Annotated in this window: 13 protein-coding genes; 9 read left to right on the plus strand and 4 right to left on the minus strand. The window is 58.3% G+C overall.

The features are described from left to right. The first annotated feature begins 147 nt into the window (after positions 1–147). Complete coding sequence (locus AC07N8_RS15690; protein WP_493144335.1) at positions 148–1,779, plus strand: Na+/H+ antiporter; 1,632 nt, start codon at positions 148–150, stop codon at positions 1,777–1,779. A 12-nt stretch (positions 1,780–1,791) separates the two neighbouring features. On the opposite strand, the gene AC07N8_RS15695 is transcribed toward AC07N8_RS15690, so the two are convergent. The 4 genes from AC07N8_RS15695 to map form a co-directional block, all read right to left on the minus strand. After that, the gene (locus AC07N8_RS15695) at positions 1,792–2,523 is read right to left on the minus strand and encodes a M12 family metallopeptidase (RefSeq protein ID WP_483840445.1); all 732 of its coding nucleotides are present in this window, start codon (positions 2,521–2,523) and stop codon (positions 1,792–1,794) included. A 167-nt stretch (positions 2,524–2,690) separates the two neighbouring features. Continuing rightward, on the minus strand, positions 2,691–3,890 hold the full coding sequence (gene dapC, locus AC07N8_RS15700) for a succinyldiaminopimelate transaminase (RefSeq protein ID WP_493144333.1): 1,200 nt from the start codon (positions 3,888–3,890) through the stop codon (positions 2,691–2,693). Between the two features lie 152 nt (positions 3,891–4,042). Then, positions 4,043–6,745: a [protein-PII] uridylyltransferase gene (locus AC07N8_RS15705; protein ID WP_493144331.1), complete on the minus strand. Its 2,703-nt coding sequence runs from the start codon at positions 6,743–6,745 to the stop codon at positions 4,043–4,045. Between the two features lie 49 nt (positions 6,746–6,794). After that, positions 6,795–7,577: a type I methionyl aminopeptidase gene (map, locus tag AC07N8_RS15710; RefSeq protein ID WP_140666356.1), complete on the minus strand. Its 783-nt coding sequence runs from the start codon at positions 7,575–7,577 to the stop codon at positions 6,795–6,797. Between the two features lie 372 nt (positions 7,578–7,949). Here map and rpsB point away from each other — a divergent pair, with 372 nt between their 5' ends. The 8 genes from rpsB to rseP all read left to right on the plus strand — a co-directional run bounded on the left by rpsB (position 7,950) and on the right by rseP (position 15,419). Beyond that, complete coding sequence (rpsB, locus tag AC07N8_RS15715; RefSeq protein WP_003219330.1) at positions 7,950–8,687, plus strand: 30S ribosomal protein S2; 738 nt, start codon at positions 7,950–7,952, stop codon at positions 8,685–8,687. A 191-nt stretch (positions 8,688–8,878) separates the two neighbouring features. Then, positions 8,879–9,742, plus strand: coding sequence for a translation elongation factor Ts (gene tsf, locus AC07N8_RS15720; protein WP_483840448.1), 864 nt, complete (start codon positions 8,879–8,881; stop codon positions 9,740–9,742). 211 nt (positions 9,743–9,953) lie between these two features. Further along, on the plus strand, positions 9,954–10,697 hold the full coding sequence (pyrH, locus tag AC07N8_RS15725) for a UMP kinase (RefSeq protein ID WP_003172271.1): 744 nt from the start codon (positions 9,954–9,956) through the stop codon (positions 10,695–10,697). Next, the gene (gene frr, locus AC07N8_RS15730; RefSeq protein ID WP_007949335.1) at positions 10,694–11,251 is read left to right on the plus strand and encodes a ribosome recycling factor; all 558 of its coding nucleotides are present in this window, start codon (positions 10,694–10,696) and stop codon (positions 11,249–11,251) included. Before pyrH ends, frr begins: the two co-directional genes overlap by 4 nt. Before the next feature lie 13 nt (positions 11,252–11,264). After that, positions 11,265–12,020, plus strand: a complete 756-nt coding sequence (uppS, locus tag AC07N8_RS15735) for a polyprenyl diphosphate synthase (protein ID WP_483840449.1) — start codon at positions 11,265–11,267, stop codon at positions 12,018–12,020. Then, positions 12,020–12,826, plus strand: a complete 807-nt coding sequence (locus AC07N8_RS15740; protein WP_493144328.1) for a phosphatidate cytidylyltransferase — start codon at positions 12,020–12,022, stop codon at positions 12,824–12,826. The genes uppS and AC07N8_RS15740 overlap by 1 nt, the downstream gene beginning before the upstream one ends. Next, complete coding sequence (gene ispC, locus AC07N8_RS15745) at positions 12,823–14,013, plus strand: 1-deoxy-D-xylulose-5-phosphate reductoisomerase (RefSeq protein WP_483840451.1); 1,191 nt, start codon at positions 12,823–12,825, stop codon at positions 14,011–14,013. The genes AC07N8_RS15740 and ispC overlap by 4 nt, the downstream gene beginning before the upstream one ends. 53 nt (positions 14,014–14,066) lie before the next feature. After that, the gene (rseP, locus tag AC07N8_RS15750) at positions 14,067–15,419 is read left to right on the plus strand and encodes a sigma E protease regulator RseP (protein ID WP_483840452.1); all 1,353 of its coding nucleotides are present in this window, start codon (positions 14,067–14,069) and stop codon (positions 15,417–15,419) included. Positions 15,420–15,475 lie beyond the last annotated feature (56 nt).

The following is a 15,475-nucleotide window of genomic DNA, read 5'->3' on the forward strand; positions in this document are numbered from 1 at the left end:
GAAAAAAAAGGTGACGGATTATGCCATGGAAGCGCAAAACCTGTGGGAGGTTGAGATCTGCCTGCGACATTGGTGTAACGGCCGTCGTGCAGTTTATGCGGCTAATATGGCACTTCGATGCTGTCGATTGCCTGGGAACCGCGCGTTATGCAAACCGCCTACACCGTCCTGATCCTGTTGATGCTGGTCGGCGTTTCGCGCCTGATCGGACGGGTGATCCCGCTGCCGCTGCCCTTGGTGCAAATAGCTGCCGGTGCGTTGCTGGCGTGGCCGACCCTGGGGTTGCACGTGGCACTCGACCCGGAACTGTTCCTCTTTCTGTTCCTGCCACCGCTGCTGTTCTCCGACGGCTGGCGTATGCCCAAGCGCGAATTCTGGCGACTGCGCGGGCCGATCCTGACGTTGGCGGTGGGATTGGTGCTGTTCACTGTAGTCGGCGCGGGCTACTTCATTCATTGGTTGATCCCGGGCATTCCATTGCCGGTGGCCTTTGCCCTTGCCGCCGTGTTGTCGCCGACGGACGCCGTGGCGGTGTCAGCCATTTCCCGGAATCGCTTGCCCACACCCTTGATGCATATGCTTCAGGGCGAAGCACTGATGAACGACGCCTCAGGTCTGGTGACCTTCAAATTCGCCTTGGTCGCTGCGGTGACCGGCGTGTTCTCGCTGGCAAATGCCAGTCTGACGTTTGTATTGGTGGCGGTTGGAGGCCTGGCCGTCGGCGTGGCGCTGAGTTGGCTGGTCGGGCGCTTGCGCTCGTGGATGATCGCTCGCGGTTGGGATGACCCGGCGACTCATGTGGTGTTCATGTTGCTGCTGCCGTTCGCCGCTTATGTGTTGGCGGAACGGCTCGGTGCCTCAGGAATCCTGTCTGCCGTGGCAGCGGGAATGATGCAGAGCTGGCTCGACTTGCTGCCGCGCCAGACCAGCACCCGATTGCTCAACCGCAGCGTCTGGTCGTTGCTGGAATTTGCCTTCAATGGCCTGATTTTCCTGCTGTTGGGCTTGCAGCTGCCGGACATCATCAAGGCAGTGGCCAGCCATGAAACCTCGCTTTGGCCGACACTGCTCTATCGCTGTCTGGATGTGCTGGCGATTTTCCTGGTCCTGCTGGTGTTGCGGTTTGTCTGGGTGCAGAGCATCTGGCGCTTGTCGGTATTGATGCGGCGCTTGCGCGGCAAAGGCGAGGTGACTCATGTGCCGACGATGCGTTCCTGTTGGCTGCTGACGGTCGGCGGAGTACGCGGTGCGGTGACGCTGGCGGGCGTGCTGTCGGTGCCGCTGCTGATGGGCGGCGAGGCATTCCCTGAGCGCGACCTGATGATCTTCATTGCGGCCGGGGTCATCCTGTTGTCGCTGATTTCAGCGTGTATCGGCTTGCCGCTGTTACTGCGCGGCATTGAAACAGGTCCTGACGACAAGCGCCGTAATGAAGTGCGAGACGCGTGGCGCAAGACCGCTGAAGCGGCGATCCATGCGCTGGAAATCGAAGAGGCCAAGCCTGCGGATGCGAGCGAGGCAGCATTGGCGGTGGAGCTCAAGGCGCGGATCATGTCCGAGTATCGGCATCAGCTGGAAGTGTTCAACGATTCGGCGGAAGCCCAGGCGCTGGCGTTTCAGATGGATCTGCTGGAGCGCCGGTTGCGACTCAAGGCACTGCGGGCGCAACGTCTGGAGTTGTATAGCCTCAGTCGTCATCACCAGATTGGTGATGACGTGCTGCGAGAGGTGTTAGGGGAGTTGGATTTAAGCGAGGCTAAACTTGGGCAAGTGAAATAGATCTATTGGTGATTAACGCTTCGGATAAAGCAACTTCATCAGTTGTTTGTCTTTTTTGCTGATCTTTCGATTGATCGGAATCTCCCAATCACCCAGCGTCAAGTTGTTGGCCACCGGGTGGTGCATGATGGATTTTCTGTCATAGGGTGTGTAAATAGCTTCGATGGTATTGAACGGTGCGAAGAGATTCCTGTCGACGTCTTCTTTGCTTAGCGGGTTCATCTCGCGATTCTGATAGAACTCATACACTTTTGGCTTATCCCACGGGATATTGGCCTCGGGGTGCTGATGTTCGTGCATCGCGCCTAATACATGTCCGAACTCATGAATCACAATGACCTCGAAGTCTTCATGATCCGGCTTGACGCCCAGGCTCATGGTGGGCCAATCGGGATGGATCAACAGAGCGTCAGTGCCTAGCATGGCACTGTTGACGTTGGTTTTTGTCTCGATTCTGATATCACCTTCAGTCCCGTCAACAAAATCGAAGCTCAAATTGATGTAAGGCAGCCACTGGACGGCCGCGTCAATGATCTTCTGTTTGTGTTCATTGTCGGTGTTATCGATAAAAGCTATTTTCAGTGTGCGTCCGTTTGCCCACAGCTTTGAATAGTTAACCAGAGAGCGCTTGCGACGATGGGTGCCTGTGGTTCTTGCGTTCTCGGGATTTTCGTTGATAGCCGCTTCGTAGGATTGCTGGTCGTCGGGCCATTGGATGAGTGTGCAGTGATCAATACTGTTCATTAGTAACTTCTTCCATGAAGTAAGAGTAATCGTTTTAAGGTGATGCACAAAAATGCACTGCATGAGAGTAAAGGGCACTCCGCAGTTCGTTAAGGTTTATTTTTGATGAAGTGTAACTGACTATAAAATAGCGCCCGCACTACATTGCGCAGTGCGGGCGGGGATGTTTACTTTTGACGTTTGATGAAGTCGCGAATCCGCTCGGCAGCCTCGACGCATTCCGCCAATGGCGCAACCAGTGCCATACGCACCCGACCGGCCCCCGGATTAAAACCATCAACTTCACGGGACAAGTAAGAACCCGGCACCACCGTCACGTGCTCTTCGACAAACAGATCACGGCAGAACGCTTCATCGTCGCCTGCAACATTGGGCCACAAGTAAAAGCCGCCATCCGGACGCTGCACATCCATCACCGGGCTGAGGATTTCCAGCACGGCATCGTACTTCTCGCGGTACAGCGCACGGTTGGCGCGCACGTGCACTTCGTCATTCCACGCGGCAACGCTGGCCAGTTGGGTTTGAACCGGCATCGCGCAGCCGTGGTAGGTGCGATACAGCAGGAAGCCCTTGAGGATGTCGGCATCACCAGCCACGAAACCGGAGCGCAGGCCAGGCAGGTTGGAGCGCTTGGACAGGCTGTGAAACACCACGCAACGCTTGAAGTCTTTACGACCCAGCTCCACGCAGGCGCTGAGCAGGCCGGCCGGCGGGGTTTGTTCGTCGAAGTACAGTTCGCTGTAGCACTCGTCGGCAGCGATCACAAAGTCGTATTCGTCAGCCAGGGCGATCAGCTTCTTCAGGGTTTCGACCGGGATCAGTGCGCCGGTCGGGTTGCCTGGCGAGCACAGGAACAGGATCTGGCAGCGTTTCCAGATGTCTGGCGAAACGGCATCGAAATCCGGATTGAAGCCGTTTTCGTCCAGGCATGGCAGGTAGTGCGGCTTGGCGCCGGCGAGAAACGCTGCGCCTTCGTAGATTTGATAGAACGGGTTCGGGCTGACCACCAGGGCGTCATCGCCACGGTTGACCACGGTCTGGGTGAAGGCAAACAACGCTTCACGAGTACCGTTGACCGGCAGCACGTTGCGCGCCGGGTCGAGCCAGCCGTTTGGAACGCTGAAGCGGCGTTCGCACCAGGCGGCGATGGCTTCGCGTAGCGCCGGGATGCCGAGGGTGGTCGGGTACACGGCCATCTGATCCAGATTGCTGGCCAATGCTTCGGCCACGAAACTTGGCGAGCGGTGTTTCGGCTCGCCGATGGACAGCGCGACAGGGCGTTTGTCCGGGTTTGGCGTAACGCTGCCGAGCAGGGCGCGGAGCTTCTCGAAGGGGTAGGGCTGCAACTGGTTCAGAGCGTTGTTCATCGGTAGATCTCGTTCGGTGTGGGGCCGGCTTTTGTAGGAGCCGGGCTTGCCCGCGATGCAGGCGCCTCAGTTGTCAGGTGCACCGAGGTGATGCTATCGCAGGCAAGCCCGGCTCCTACATAAGCGCTTTCCCACAGGGAAAGTTGGTTTATTCAGATGCTGATGCGGGAAAGCTTGATATCGGGTTCGTGGCTGACGCTCAGCTGTTCAACGATTGCATCCTGCAAGCGGCTGCACAGCAGCGGGTCCGACAACTGCTGGTTGTTCGCGTCGGTAATGAAGAACACGTCCTCCACCCGCTCGCCCAGCGTGGCAATCTTGGCGTTTTGCAGCGACAGGTCGAACTCCAGGAAGATCGTGCCGATCCGCGCCAACAGGCCAGGACGGTCGGGAGCCGTGAGTTCCAGGACCGTGACCGGGCGCTGGGCGTCGTTGTGGATCGTCACTTGTGGCGCAAAGGCGAAATGCTTGAGCTGGCGCGGCACCCGGCGCTGGATGATGGTCGGGTAATCGTCCGGGTTGCGCAGGGCTTCGGTCAGGCCGTCGCGGATCTGCTTGACCCGCGCCGGGTTATCGCCGATCGAGTCGCCGTCCGTGTCGAGCACAATGTAGGTGTCGAGGGTGAATTGACTGCTGGAGGTGATGACCCGGGCGTCGTGAATGTTCAGGTTGAGCTGATCCATCGCAGCCACGGTCACGGCGAAGAAGTCGTGTTGGTCCGGCGCATAGATGAAAATCTGCGTGCCGCCCTCGAACTCACGCTGAGTGGTTTCCTTGATCAGCACCAGCGGCCCGCCGTCGGCCGGCTGCTGGAGAATCGCGTCGCTGTGCCAGGCCACGTCGCCGGCGGTGTGACGCAGGAAGTAGTCATCGCCCAACTGCGACCACAGCTGCTCGACGTCGTCCGGGTCGGTGCCGCCGCGCACGAGGATGTCCAGTGCGGCGCTCTGGGTCTGGCGGATCTGCTCTTCGCGATCGACCGGATTTTCCAGGCCGCGGCGCAAGGCGCGCTTGGTCTCGGTGTAGAGCTGGCGCAACAGGCTGGCACGCCAGGAATTCCACAGCGTCGGGTTGGTGGCGTTGATGTCGGCGACCGTCAGCACGTACAGGTAATCGAGGCGGGTTTCGTCGCCGACAGTCTGCGCGAAATCGTGGATCACCTGCGGGTCGGACAAGTCCTTGCGCTGGGCCGTGGTCGACATCACCAGGTGGTTTTGCACCAGCCAGACGATCAGGCGACTGTCCCACACCGGCAGCTGATGGCGCTGGCAAAAGGCTTCGGCATCCACCGCGCCGATTTCCGAGTGGTCGCCATGCCGGCCCTTGCCGATGTCGTGGTACAGCCCGGCCATATAGATCAGCTCAGGCTTGGGCAGCTTGCCCATGAGCTTGGCGGCCAGCGGGAATTTTTCCGACACTTGCGAGTACTGCAACTTACGCAAGTGTTTGATCAGGTTCAGGGTATGCGCATCGACCGTATAGATGTGGAACAGGTCGTGTTGCATCTGGCCGACGATGAAGCCGAACTCCGGCAAATAGCGCCCGAGGATGCCGTAACGGTTCATCCGGCGCAGGTTGCGGTGGATGCCGATCTTGCACTTGAACAGCTCGATAAACAGGCTGGTATTGCGAATGTCGTTACGGAACTCGTCGTCGATCAGGTGCCGATGTTCGCGCAGCAGACGGATGGTATCGGCGCGAACGCCTTTGATTTCCGGTTGCTGGGCCATCAGCACGAAGATTTCGAGCATGGCGAACGGCGTGCGACGGAACACGTTGTCGTTGCGCGCCTCGATGTAGCCGTCGTGCAACTGGAACCGCGAGTTGATCGGCTGCGGTGGCGCTTCGTCATCCGGGGCGAGAATGACTTCTTCGAAGTGCTGGATGATCAGGTCGCTGAGCTGGGCAATGCTCATGACCACCCGGTAATACTGCTGCATGAAGTTTTCGATGGCTTGCTTGGCGTCATCGCCGACGAAACCCAGCAGCCCGGCAATCGAGCGCTGGTGATCGAACAGCAAGCGATCCTCGGAGCGACCGGCAAGCATGTGCAGCGCGTAGCGGACTTTCCAGAGGAATTCCTGGGACGAGGCCAGCAGGGCGTTTTCGCTCTCGACCAGAAAGCCTTCGCCGGCCAGTGCACGCAGATTCAGGGTGCCGTATTCGCGACGGGCCACCCACAAAATCGTCTGGATATCGCGCAGGCCGCCGGGCGAGCCTTTGACGTTGGGTTCCAGGTTGTATTCGGTGTCGTTGTATTTGTGGTGACGGGCTTTCTGCTCGGCACGCTTGGCCAGGAAGAACTCCTTGCTCGGCCACATGTGCGCGGTGCTGGTGACATCGAGCATGCGCTGGCGCAGGCGCTCGGGGCCGCAAATGGTGCGGCTTTCCATCAGGTTGGTGACAACCGTCAGGTCCGCGCGGGCTTCAACGGCGCATTCATCCACCGAGCGAACGCTCTGACCGACTTCCAGGCCGATGTCCCACAACAACGTCAGAAAACGCTCAATGGAATCGCGGAAAACTTCGTGGTCGGCGCTGTCCAGAAGGATCAGCAGATCAATGTCGGAATACGGGTGCAGCTCACCGCGACCATAGCCGCCGACCGCGACCAGCGCGATGTCGGCGTCTTCGCTCCAATTGAACTGCTCCCAGGCCTTTTGCAGGATGTTATCGACGAACCAGGCGCGATCCTCGATCAGACGGCGAATGTCGCGGCCGCTGCGAAAGCGCCCGTCGAGCACCTCGCGGGCCTGGCGGATCGCCTTCTTGAAGGCCGCGATCGGGCTTGCCTTCAGGGCCAGTTCAGCCTGGAACTGGCCGCGGTCGAAGAGTTCGGGATCCACCTGCGGCATCGATTGGCTTTCCTGTCTGTCAATAAGGCTGAGAGCGCTGCGGTCCGGATCAGGCCGAGACGCGGGCGATGGTGTCGTCGGCGCGCAGGGTGAAGATCTCGTAACCGGTGTCGGTGACCAGCAGGGTGTGCTCCCACTGGGCCGACAGCTTGCGGTCCTTGGTGATCGCGGTCCAGCCATCGCCCAACACCTTGGTGTCGGCCTTGCCCTGGTTGATCATCGGCTCGATGGTGAAGGTCATGCCCGCTTTCAGTTCCATGCCGGTGCCGGCGCGGCCGTAATGCAGGATCTGCGGCTCTTCGTGGAACACTTTGCCGATACCGTGACCGCAGAACTCGCGAACCACCGAGAAACCGTTCTTTTCCGCGTGCTTCTGGATGATTTCGCCGATGTCGCCGAGGCGGCAGCCGGGTTTGACGATTTCAATCGCCTTGTACATGCATTCCTGGGTCACTTGCGACAGGCGCTCGGCCCAGACCGGCACGGTGCCGACGTGGAACATGCGGCTGGTGTCGCCGTGGTAACCGTCCTTGATGACGGTGACGTCGATGTTCAGGGTGTCGCCATCCTTCAACGGCTTCTCGTTCGGAATCCCGTGGCAGACCACGTGGTTGATCGAGGTGCAGATGGACTTCGGGTAGCCTTTATAGTTGAGCGGCGCGGGAATGGCTTTCTGCTCGTTGACGATGTAGTCGTGGCAGATGCGGTCCAGCTCTTCGGTGGTGATGCCCGGTTTGACATGTTCGGCAATCATTTCCAGTACATCGGCGGCCAGTTTGCCGGCGATGCGCATTTTTGCGATGTCCTCTGGGGTTTTGAGGGTGACGGTCATACAGGCTCTCTCTGCGCTCGATGGCGCTTGTTAAATCGAAATGGGCGGTGTGCGATCGATCTTCGCGGCCCTGAAAAACCTGATTCTATCAGACGATCAGCGCAAATCTGAGCCTCTGTGCGTCGCATCTCTCTATAGATAGGCGCATTCTTGAACGATTCCACGGGTCGATTAAGGGTGCGCATCAGGATTTGAGAATCCGGGTTCCGTTTTTTTCAGCCTTGTGGTATAAAATGCGCCGCTTTCCGGGGATACCCCGAAAGGCTTAAATCCACACACGTGTCGACACGATGACCTGGGTGCCTTCAGCTGATGCTGCTGGTTGGTCATTGGGATACGTGGAGGCCAAACCCGACTTATTAAGGAACTATCATGTCCCAAGTCAACATGCGCGATATGCTGAAGGCCGGTGTGCACTTCGGTCACCAAACCCGTTACTGGAACCCGAAAATGGGTAAATACATTTTCGGCGCGCGTAACAAGATCCACATCATCAACCTTGAAAAAACCCTGCCAATGTTCAACGAAGCTCTGACTTTCGTAGAGCGTCTGGCCCAGGGCAAAAACAAGATTCTGTTCGTCGGCACCAAGCGTTCCGCTGGCAAGATCGTTGCTGAAGAAGCAGCACGTTGCGGTTCGCCGTACGTCGATCACCGCTGGTTGGGCGGCATGCTGACCAACTTCAAAACCATCCGTGCTTCCATCAAGCGTCTGCGTGACCTTGAAGTGCAAGCCGAAGACGGTACTTTCGCCAAGCTGACCAAGAAAGAAGCGCTGATGCGCACTCGCGATCTTGAGAAGCTCGATCGTTCCCTGGGTGGTATCAAGGACATGGGCGGTCTGCCAGACGCACTGTTCGTTATCGACGTTGATCACGAGCGCATCGCGATCACCGAAGCCAACAAGCTGGGCATCCCGGTTATCGGCGTAGTCGATACCAACAGCAGCCCGGAAGGCGTTGACTACATCATCCCAGGCAACGATGACGCAATCCGCGCTATCCAGCTGTACATGGGTTCGATGGCTGACGCTGTAATCCGCGGTCGCAACCACGTTGCTGGCGGCACCGAGCAGTTCGTTGAAGAAGCTCCGGTAGCAGCGGCTGAGTAATTGACGCCTTGGCGTTGACTCAGTAAGCAAAAAGGGGGCTTGGCCCCCTTTTTGCCACCTCGAAAACCGTTTGTCGGCCCCGCACTTGCAGAGCTGTAACGTGCAGCGGCTTACAACGGTGGTTCGGGAAGAATTGATCGCCCGTTCGATCGGGTGGAATGGTTGAAAACCTATCCAAGAGGATTTTGAAAATGGCAGCAATTACTGCAGCGTTGGTTAAAGAACTGCGTGAGCGTACCGGCGAAGGCATGATGGATTGCAAGAAAGCCCTGGAAAAGGCTGACGGCGACATCGAAAAAGCCATTGATGACATGCGTGCTTCCGGCGCAATCAAGGCTGCCAAGAAAGCAGGCAACGTGGCTGCTGAAGGCGCTATCGCTCTGAAAGAAGACGGCAAATCTGCTGTTCTGCTGGAAGTGAACTCGCAGACTGACTTCCTGGCTCTGCAGGACGACTTCAAGGCATTTGTTGCTGCTAGCGTTGAAAAAGCGTTCGCCGACAAACTGACTGACGTCGCTCCGCTGATCGAAGCTCAAGAAGCTGCTCGCCTGGTACTGGTCGGCAAGGTTGGCGAAAACGTCAACATCCGTCGCCTGGTGCGCGTTGAAGGTGATGTTGTTGGTGGTTACCTGCACGGCAACAAGATCGGTGTTGCAGTTGTCCTGAAAGGCGGCAACGTTGAACTGGCCAAAGACATCGCTATGCACGTAGCGGCCAGCAACCCAGAGTTCCTGCTGCCTTCGGAAGTTTCTGCCGAAGCGATCGAGCGTGAAAAAGCTGTGTTCCTGCAGCTGAACGAAGAAAAAATCAAAGGCAAGCCAGAAAACATTGTTGAAAATATGGTCAAAGGCCGTATCAGCAAGTTCCTGGCTGAAGCAAGCCTGGTTGAGCAGGCGTTCGTCAAGAACCCTGAAATCAAGGTTGGCGAGCTGGCCAAGAAAGCCGGTGCTGAAATCGTTTCTTTCACCTACTTCAAAGTAGGCGAAGGCATCGAGAAGCCAGTAGACAACTTCGCTGAAGAAGTTGCTGCCCAGCTGGCTGCTGCCAAGTCGTAAGACGGTTTTTTAAACTGTCGCCCTGAAGAGGCTGCCCGCTTACGCGCGCAGCCTCTTTTCAGATGGGCCGCCAATTTTTAATTGGTTTCCCGTTGGAACTGGCTTACAAAGCCATGTTCCGATGGCGCTGAAGCAGCGCCAAGCTAGAGTGAACGCAGCTGTAAACAGCTCGCAAAGAATTTTTTAAAATACGCCGCAGGAGAGATTCGCAATGGCTCAGCAGGGCAGTGGTTATCAGGCTCGCTATAAACGCATTCTACTCAAGCTTAGCGGCGAGGCCCTGATGGGCTCGGAAGAGTTCGGGATCGATCCGAAAGTTCTGGATCGCATGGCGCTGGAAGTCGGCCAACTGGTTGGTATCGGCGTTCAGGTCGGTCTGGTGATCGGTGGTGGCAACCTGTTCCGCGGTGCAGCGCTGAGCGCGGCCGGCATGGATCGGGTGACGGGCGACCACATGGGCATGCTGGCCACTGTGATGAACGCCCTGGCCATGCGCGATGCGCTGGAACGTGCCAATATCTCGGCCATCGTGATGTCGGCCATTTCCATGGTGGGCGTAACCGATCACTATGATCGTCGCAAAGCCATGCGCCACCTGAACGCCAAGGAAGTCGTGATTTTCGCGGCGGGTACCGGTAATCCATTCTTCACCACGGATTCGGCGGCCTGCTTGCGTGCAATCGAAATCGATGCCGATGTCGTGCTCAAGGCGACCAAGGTCGATGGCGTCTACACCGCTGACCCATTCAAAGACCCGCATGCCGAGAAGTTCGATCATCTGACTTACGATGAAGTGCTGGATCGCAAGCTGGGCGTGATGGATCTGACGGCCATTTGCCTGTGCCGCGACCACAAGATGCCGTTGCGCGTCTTTAACATGAACAAGCCCGGCGCCCTGCTGAACATCGTACATGGCGGCGCTGAAGGGACCCTGATCGAGGAAGGCCAACAATGATCAATGAAATCAAGAAAGACGCTCAAGAGCGCATGCAGAAATCCCTGGACTCTCTGAACCATGCATTTGGTCAGATTCGTACCGGCAAGGCGCACCCAAGCATCCTGGGTAGCGTAATGGTGCCGTACTACGGCACAGACACGTCCATCACCCAAGTGGCCAACATCACGGTAAAAGACTCCCGGACCCTGCAGGTCGTCGCGTTCGAACGCAACATGCTCGCGGCCGTCGACAAGGCCATCCAGAGTGCTGGCCTGAACCTCAACCCGACCAACCTGGGTGAGTTGCTGCTGATCTCCATGCCTGCCCTGACTGAAGAAACCCGCAAGGGCTTCACCAAGCAGGCGCGCAGTGCCGCTGAAGATGCTCGTGTTGCCGTGCGCAACATTCGTCGCGATGCCTTGGGTGACCTCAAGAAACTGGTCAAGGACAAGGAAATCAGCGAAGACGAAGAGCGTCGTGCCGCTGCCGATATCCAGAAGCTGACCGACAAGGCTGAGGCTGACATCGATGCGGCCACCAAGCAGAAAGAAGCCGACCTGATGGCCGTATAAGGGTCGCGTTTTCATGGATAAGACCAAGCAGACTGCGCCGTCCGCGGTGCCGCGCCATGTCGCGATCATCATGGATGGTAATAATCGCTGGGCGAAGAAGCGCTTTATGCCGGGTGTCGCCGGGCATAAAGCGGGCGTGGATGCGGTTCGTGCGGTAATCGAGGTGTGCGCCGAGGCCAAGGTCGAGGTGCTGACCCTGTTCGCTTTCTCCAGTGAAAACTGGCAGCGCCCTGCAGATGAAGTCAGCGCCTTGATGGATCTGTTCTTCAAGGCATTGCGTCGCGAGGCCAAGCGCCTCAACGAAAACAACATCAGTCTGCGCATCATCGGTGATCGCTCGCGCTTTCACCCTGAGCTTCAAGCTGCGATGCGTGAGGCTGAAGCGATGACCGTCGGTGCCAACCGCTTTGTCCTGCAAATCGCCGCCAATTACGGCGGTCAGTGGGACATCGCGCAGGCCGCTCAACGTCTGGCGCGGGAAGTTCAGGCCGGGCATCTGCGCCCGGAAGACATCACCCCGGAACTGCTGCAAACCTGTCTGGCCACCGGCGATCTGCCGTTGCCGGATTTGTGCATCCGTACCGGTGGCGAACACCGCATCAGCAACTTCCTGCTGTGGCAACTGGCTTACGCCGAGTTGTACTTCTCCGACCTGTTCTGGCCGGACTTCAAACACGACGCCATGCGAAATGCGCTGGCCGATTTCGCTTCTCGCCAGCGCCGCTTCGGTAAAACGAGCGAGCAGGTCGAGGCTGGAGCCCGGGTTTAATGCTTAAACAACGAATCATCACTGCACTGATCCTGCTGCCGATCGCTTTGTGCGGGTTTTTCCTGCTTGAGGGTTCCGGCTTTGCGCTGTTCATCGGGCTGGTCGTGACGCTCGGTGCCTGGGAATGGGCGCGGCTGGCCGGTTTTACCGCCCAGCCGATTCGCGTTGCCTATGCCGCAGTGGTCGCGTTGATGCTGTTTGTCATGCACATCCTGCCGGGGCTTGCGCCCTGGGTGCTGGGCGCTTCGGTGCTCTGGTGGGCTGTGGCGACATATTTGGTGCTGACCTATCCGCGTTCCAGCGAGCACTGGGCCAGTGCCGCCTGCAAGTTGGTAATCGGTTTGCTGATTCTGTTGCCGGCCTGGCAAGGTCTGGTCCAGATCAAACAGGAACCCTTGGGGAACTGGTTGATCATGGCGGTGATGGTGCTGGTCTGGGGTGCCGATATCGGTGCGTACTTCTCCGGTCGTGCCTTCGGCAAGCGCAAGCTGGCGCCGCAGGTCAGCCCCGGCAAGAGCTGGGAAGGCGTTTATGGTGGCCTGGTGCTGAGCCTGGTCATCACGGCGATCGTCGGCCTGGTGCGCGACTGGAGTTTCGCCCAGGTGCTGATGGGGTTGATCGGCGCGGCAGTGATCGTCTTCATTTCGGTGGTGGGCGACCTCACCGAGAGCATGTTCAAGCGCCAATCCGGCATCAAGGACAGCAGTAACCTGCTGCCAGGGCATGGTGGTGTGCTGGATCGAATCGACAGCCTGACGGCTGCGATCCCGGTGTTTGCCGTGCTGCTTTGGATGGCTGCACCGTGAGCCGCCCTCAACAGATTACTGTGTTGGGGGCGACCGGTTCGATTGGTCTGAGCACCCTCGACGTGATTGCTCGTCATCCTTCGCGTTATCAAGTGTTCGCCTTGAGCGGGTTCACTCGCCTGAGTGAGCTGTTGGCCTTGTGCGTACGTCACACGCCGCGCTTTGCTGTCGTACCGCAAGCCGACACGGCCCGAACCCTGCAGGATGATTTGCGCGCGGCTGGCTTGTCGACCCGTGTGCTGGTGGGGGAGGAGGGGCTGTGTCAGGTCGCTTCCGATCCTGAAGTCGATGCCGTCATGGCTGCCATTGTTGGCGCGGCGGGCTTGCGTCCGACCCTGGCGGCGGTCGAGGCAGGCAAAAAAATTCTGCTGGCGAACAAGGAAGCGCTGGTCATGTCCGGCGCTCTGTTCATGCAAGCCGTGCGCAAAAGCGGCTCGGTGCTGCTGCCGATCGACAGCGAGCACAACGCGATTTTTCAGTGCATGCCGCAGGATTTCGCTCGTGGGCTGGGTGTGGTTGGCGTGCGTCGGATTCTTCTCACGGCCTCTGGCGGTCCGTTCCGACAGACACCTTTGGCTGAACTGGCGCATGTTACCCCCGACCAGGCGTGTGCTCATCCGAACTGGTCCATGGGGCGCAAGATTTCGGTCGATTCCGCCAGCATGATGAACAAGGGGCTCGAATTGATCGAGGCCTGCTGGCTGTTCGATGCCAAGCCGTCCCAGGTCGAAGTGGTGATTCACCCACAAAGTGTGATTCATTCCCTGGTCGACTACGTAGATGGTTCGGTGTTGGCGCAGTTGGGTAACCCGGACATGCGCACCCCGATCGCCAATGCCCTGGCCTGGCCGGAGCGTATCGACTCGGGCGTGGCGCCGCTGGATCTGTTTGCCATTGCGCGCCTGGACTTCCATGCGCCCGATGAAGAACGTTTCCCTTGCCTGCGCCTGGCGCGTCAGGCTGCCGAGGCGGGTAATAGCGCGCCGGCGATGCTCAACGCGGCGAATGAAGTGGCTGTGGCGGCGTTTCTCGACGGGCGGGTTCGCTACCCGGAAATCGCGAGTATCATCGAGGAAGTGTTGAACCTCGAGCCTGTAGTGGCGGTGGATGATCTCGAGGCCGTGTTCACGGCTGACGCGAAAGCGCGAGTACTGGCCGGGCAATGGTTGAGTCGTCACGGGCGGTAAGTGCTGCAATACGTTGGTCCATGCAGCACCGGATAGGATTGCGGAGAAAGTAGATGAGCGCGCTCTATATGATTGTCGGCACCCTGGTGGCTTTGGGTGTGCTGGTTACCTTTCACGAATTCGGCCATTTCTGGGTCGCACGTCGCTGTGGGGTCAAAGTGCTGCGTTTTTCCGTAGGCTTTGGCATGCCGTTGCTGCGCTGGCACGACAAGAAAGGCACGGAGTTCGTTGTGGCCGCCATCCCGTTGGGCGGCTATGTGAAAATGCTCGATGAGCGTGAAGGCGAAGTGCCGGCCGATCAGATCGACCATTCTTTCAATCGCAAATCTGTCCGTCAGCGTATCGCAATCGTGGCTGCCGGCCCGATTGCCAACTTTCTACTGGCCATGGTGTTTTTCTGGGTCTTGGCAATGCTCGGCAGCGAGCAGGTGCGCCCCGTCATCGGCGCAGTCGAGTCCGGCAGTATTGCCGCCAAGGCCGGTTTGACTGCAGGTCAGGAAATTGTTGCCATCGATGGCGAGCCAACGACCGGCTGGGCTTCGGTGAATCTGCAACTGGTTCGCCGTCTTGGCGAGAGCGGTTCACTTCAATTGTTGGTGCGTGAACAGGGTTCCACCGCAGACTCTCCTCGCGAACTGATGCTGGATAAGTGGCTCAAGGGTGCTGACGAGCCGGATCCGATCCGTTCGCTGGGTATTCGTCCTTGGCGTCCGGCACTGCCGCCGGTGCTGGCTGAACTTGATCCTAAAGGGCCGGCGCAGGCTGCTGGCCTGAAAACCGGTGATCGCTTGCTGGCTCTGGATGGCAAGGCGCTGGACGACTGGCAGCAAGTGGTCGACACCGTCCGTATGCATCCGGATACCAAAATCATGCTGCGCGTCGAGCGCGATGGTGCTCAAATCGACGTCCCTGTGACGTTGGCCGCTCGCGGCGAGAGCAAGGCACCTACCGGTTATATGGGGGCCGGGGTGAAAGCGGTCGATTGGCCGCCAGAGATGATTCGCGAAGTCAGTTACGGTCCTGTGGCCGCGATTGGAGAGGGTGCTCGACGCACCTGGACCATGAGTGTACTGACCCTCGATTCGCTCAAGAAAATGTTGTTCGGTGAGCTCTCGGTAAAAAACTTGAGTGGACCGATAACCATTGCTAAAGTGGCGGGCGCTTCTGCCCAGTCGGGCGTTGCTGATTTCCTGAATTTCCTTGCTTATCTGAGTATTAGCCTGGGAGTTCTGAATTTGTTGCCTATTCCTGTACTGGATGGGGGGCATTTGTTGTTTTATCTGATCGAGTGGGCGCGTGGTCGTCCCTTGTCGGATCGGGTGCAGGGTTGGGGGATACAGATCGGTATCAGTTTGGTGGTCGGGGTGATGTTGCTTGCTCTGGTCAATGATTTGGGCCGTCTGTAACACTTCGCTGAATTGCGAATCTGCCGCATTTTGCGGCAGTTTGTTTATTGCCAGTT

Source organism: Pseudomonas sp. GW821-FHT10C09, from assembly GCF_059415465.1.

Coding starts and splice junctions, on each gene's coding strand:
- AC07N8_RS15690 (WP_493144335.1), top strand. CDS start 148: ATGCAAACCGCCTACACCGTCCTGATCCTGTTGATGCTGGTCGGCGTT.
- AC07N8_RS15695 (WP_483840445.1), bottom strand. CDS start 2,523: ATGAACAGTATTGATCACTGCACACTCATCCAATGGCCCGACGACCAG.
- dapC (WP_493144333.1), bottom strand. CDS start 3,890: ATGAACAACGCTCTGAACCAGTTGCAGCCCTACCCCTTCGAGAAGCTC.
- AC07N8_RS15705 (WP_493144331.1), bottom strand. CDS start 6,745: ATGCCGCAGGTGGATCCCGAACTCTTCGACCGCGGCCAGTTCCAGGCT.
- map (WP_140666356.1), bottom strand. CDS start 7,577: ATGACCGTCACCCTCAAAACCCCAGAGGACATCGCAAAAATGCGCATC.
- rpsB (WP_003219330.1), top strand. CDS start 7,950: ATGTCCCAAGTCAACATGCGCGATATGCTGAAGGCCGGTGTGCACTTC.
- tsf (WP_483840448.1), top strand. CDS start 8,879: ATGGCAGCAATTACTGCAGCGTTGGTTAAAGAACTGCGTGAGCGTACC.
- pyrH (WP_003172271.1), top strand. CDS start 9,954: ATGGCTCAGCAGGGCAGTGGTTATCAGGCTCGCTATAAACGCATTCTA.
- frr (WP_007949335.1), top strand. CDS start 10,694: ATGATCAATGAAATCAAGAAAGACGCTCAAGAGCGCATGCAGAAATCC.
- uppS (WP_483840449.1), top strand. CDS start 11,265: ATGGATAAGACCAAGCAGACTGCGCCGTCCGCGGTGCCGCGCCATGTC.
- AC07N8_RS15740 (WP_493144328.1), top strand. CDS start 12,020: ATGCTTAAACAACGAATCATCACTGCACTGATCCTGCTGCCGATCGCT.
- rseP (WP_483840452.1), top strand. CDS start 14,067: ATGAGCGCGCTCTATATGATTGTCGGCACCCTGGTGGCTTTGGGTGTG.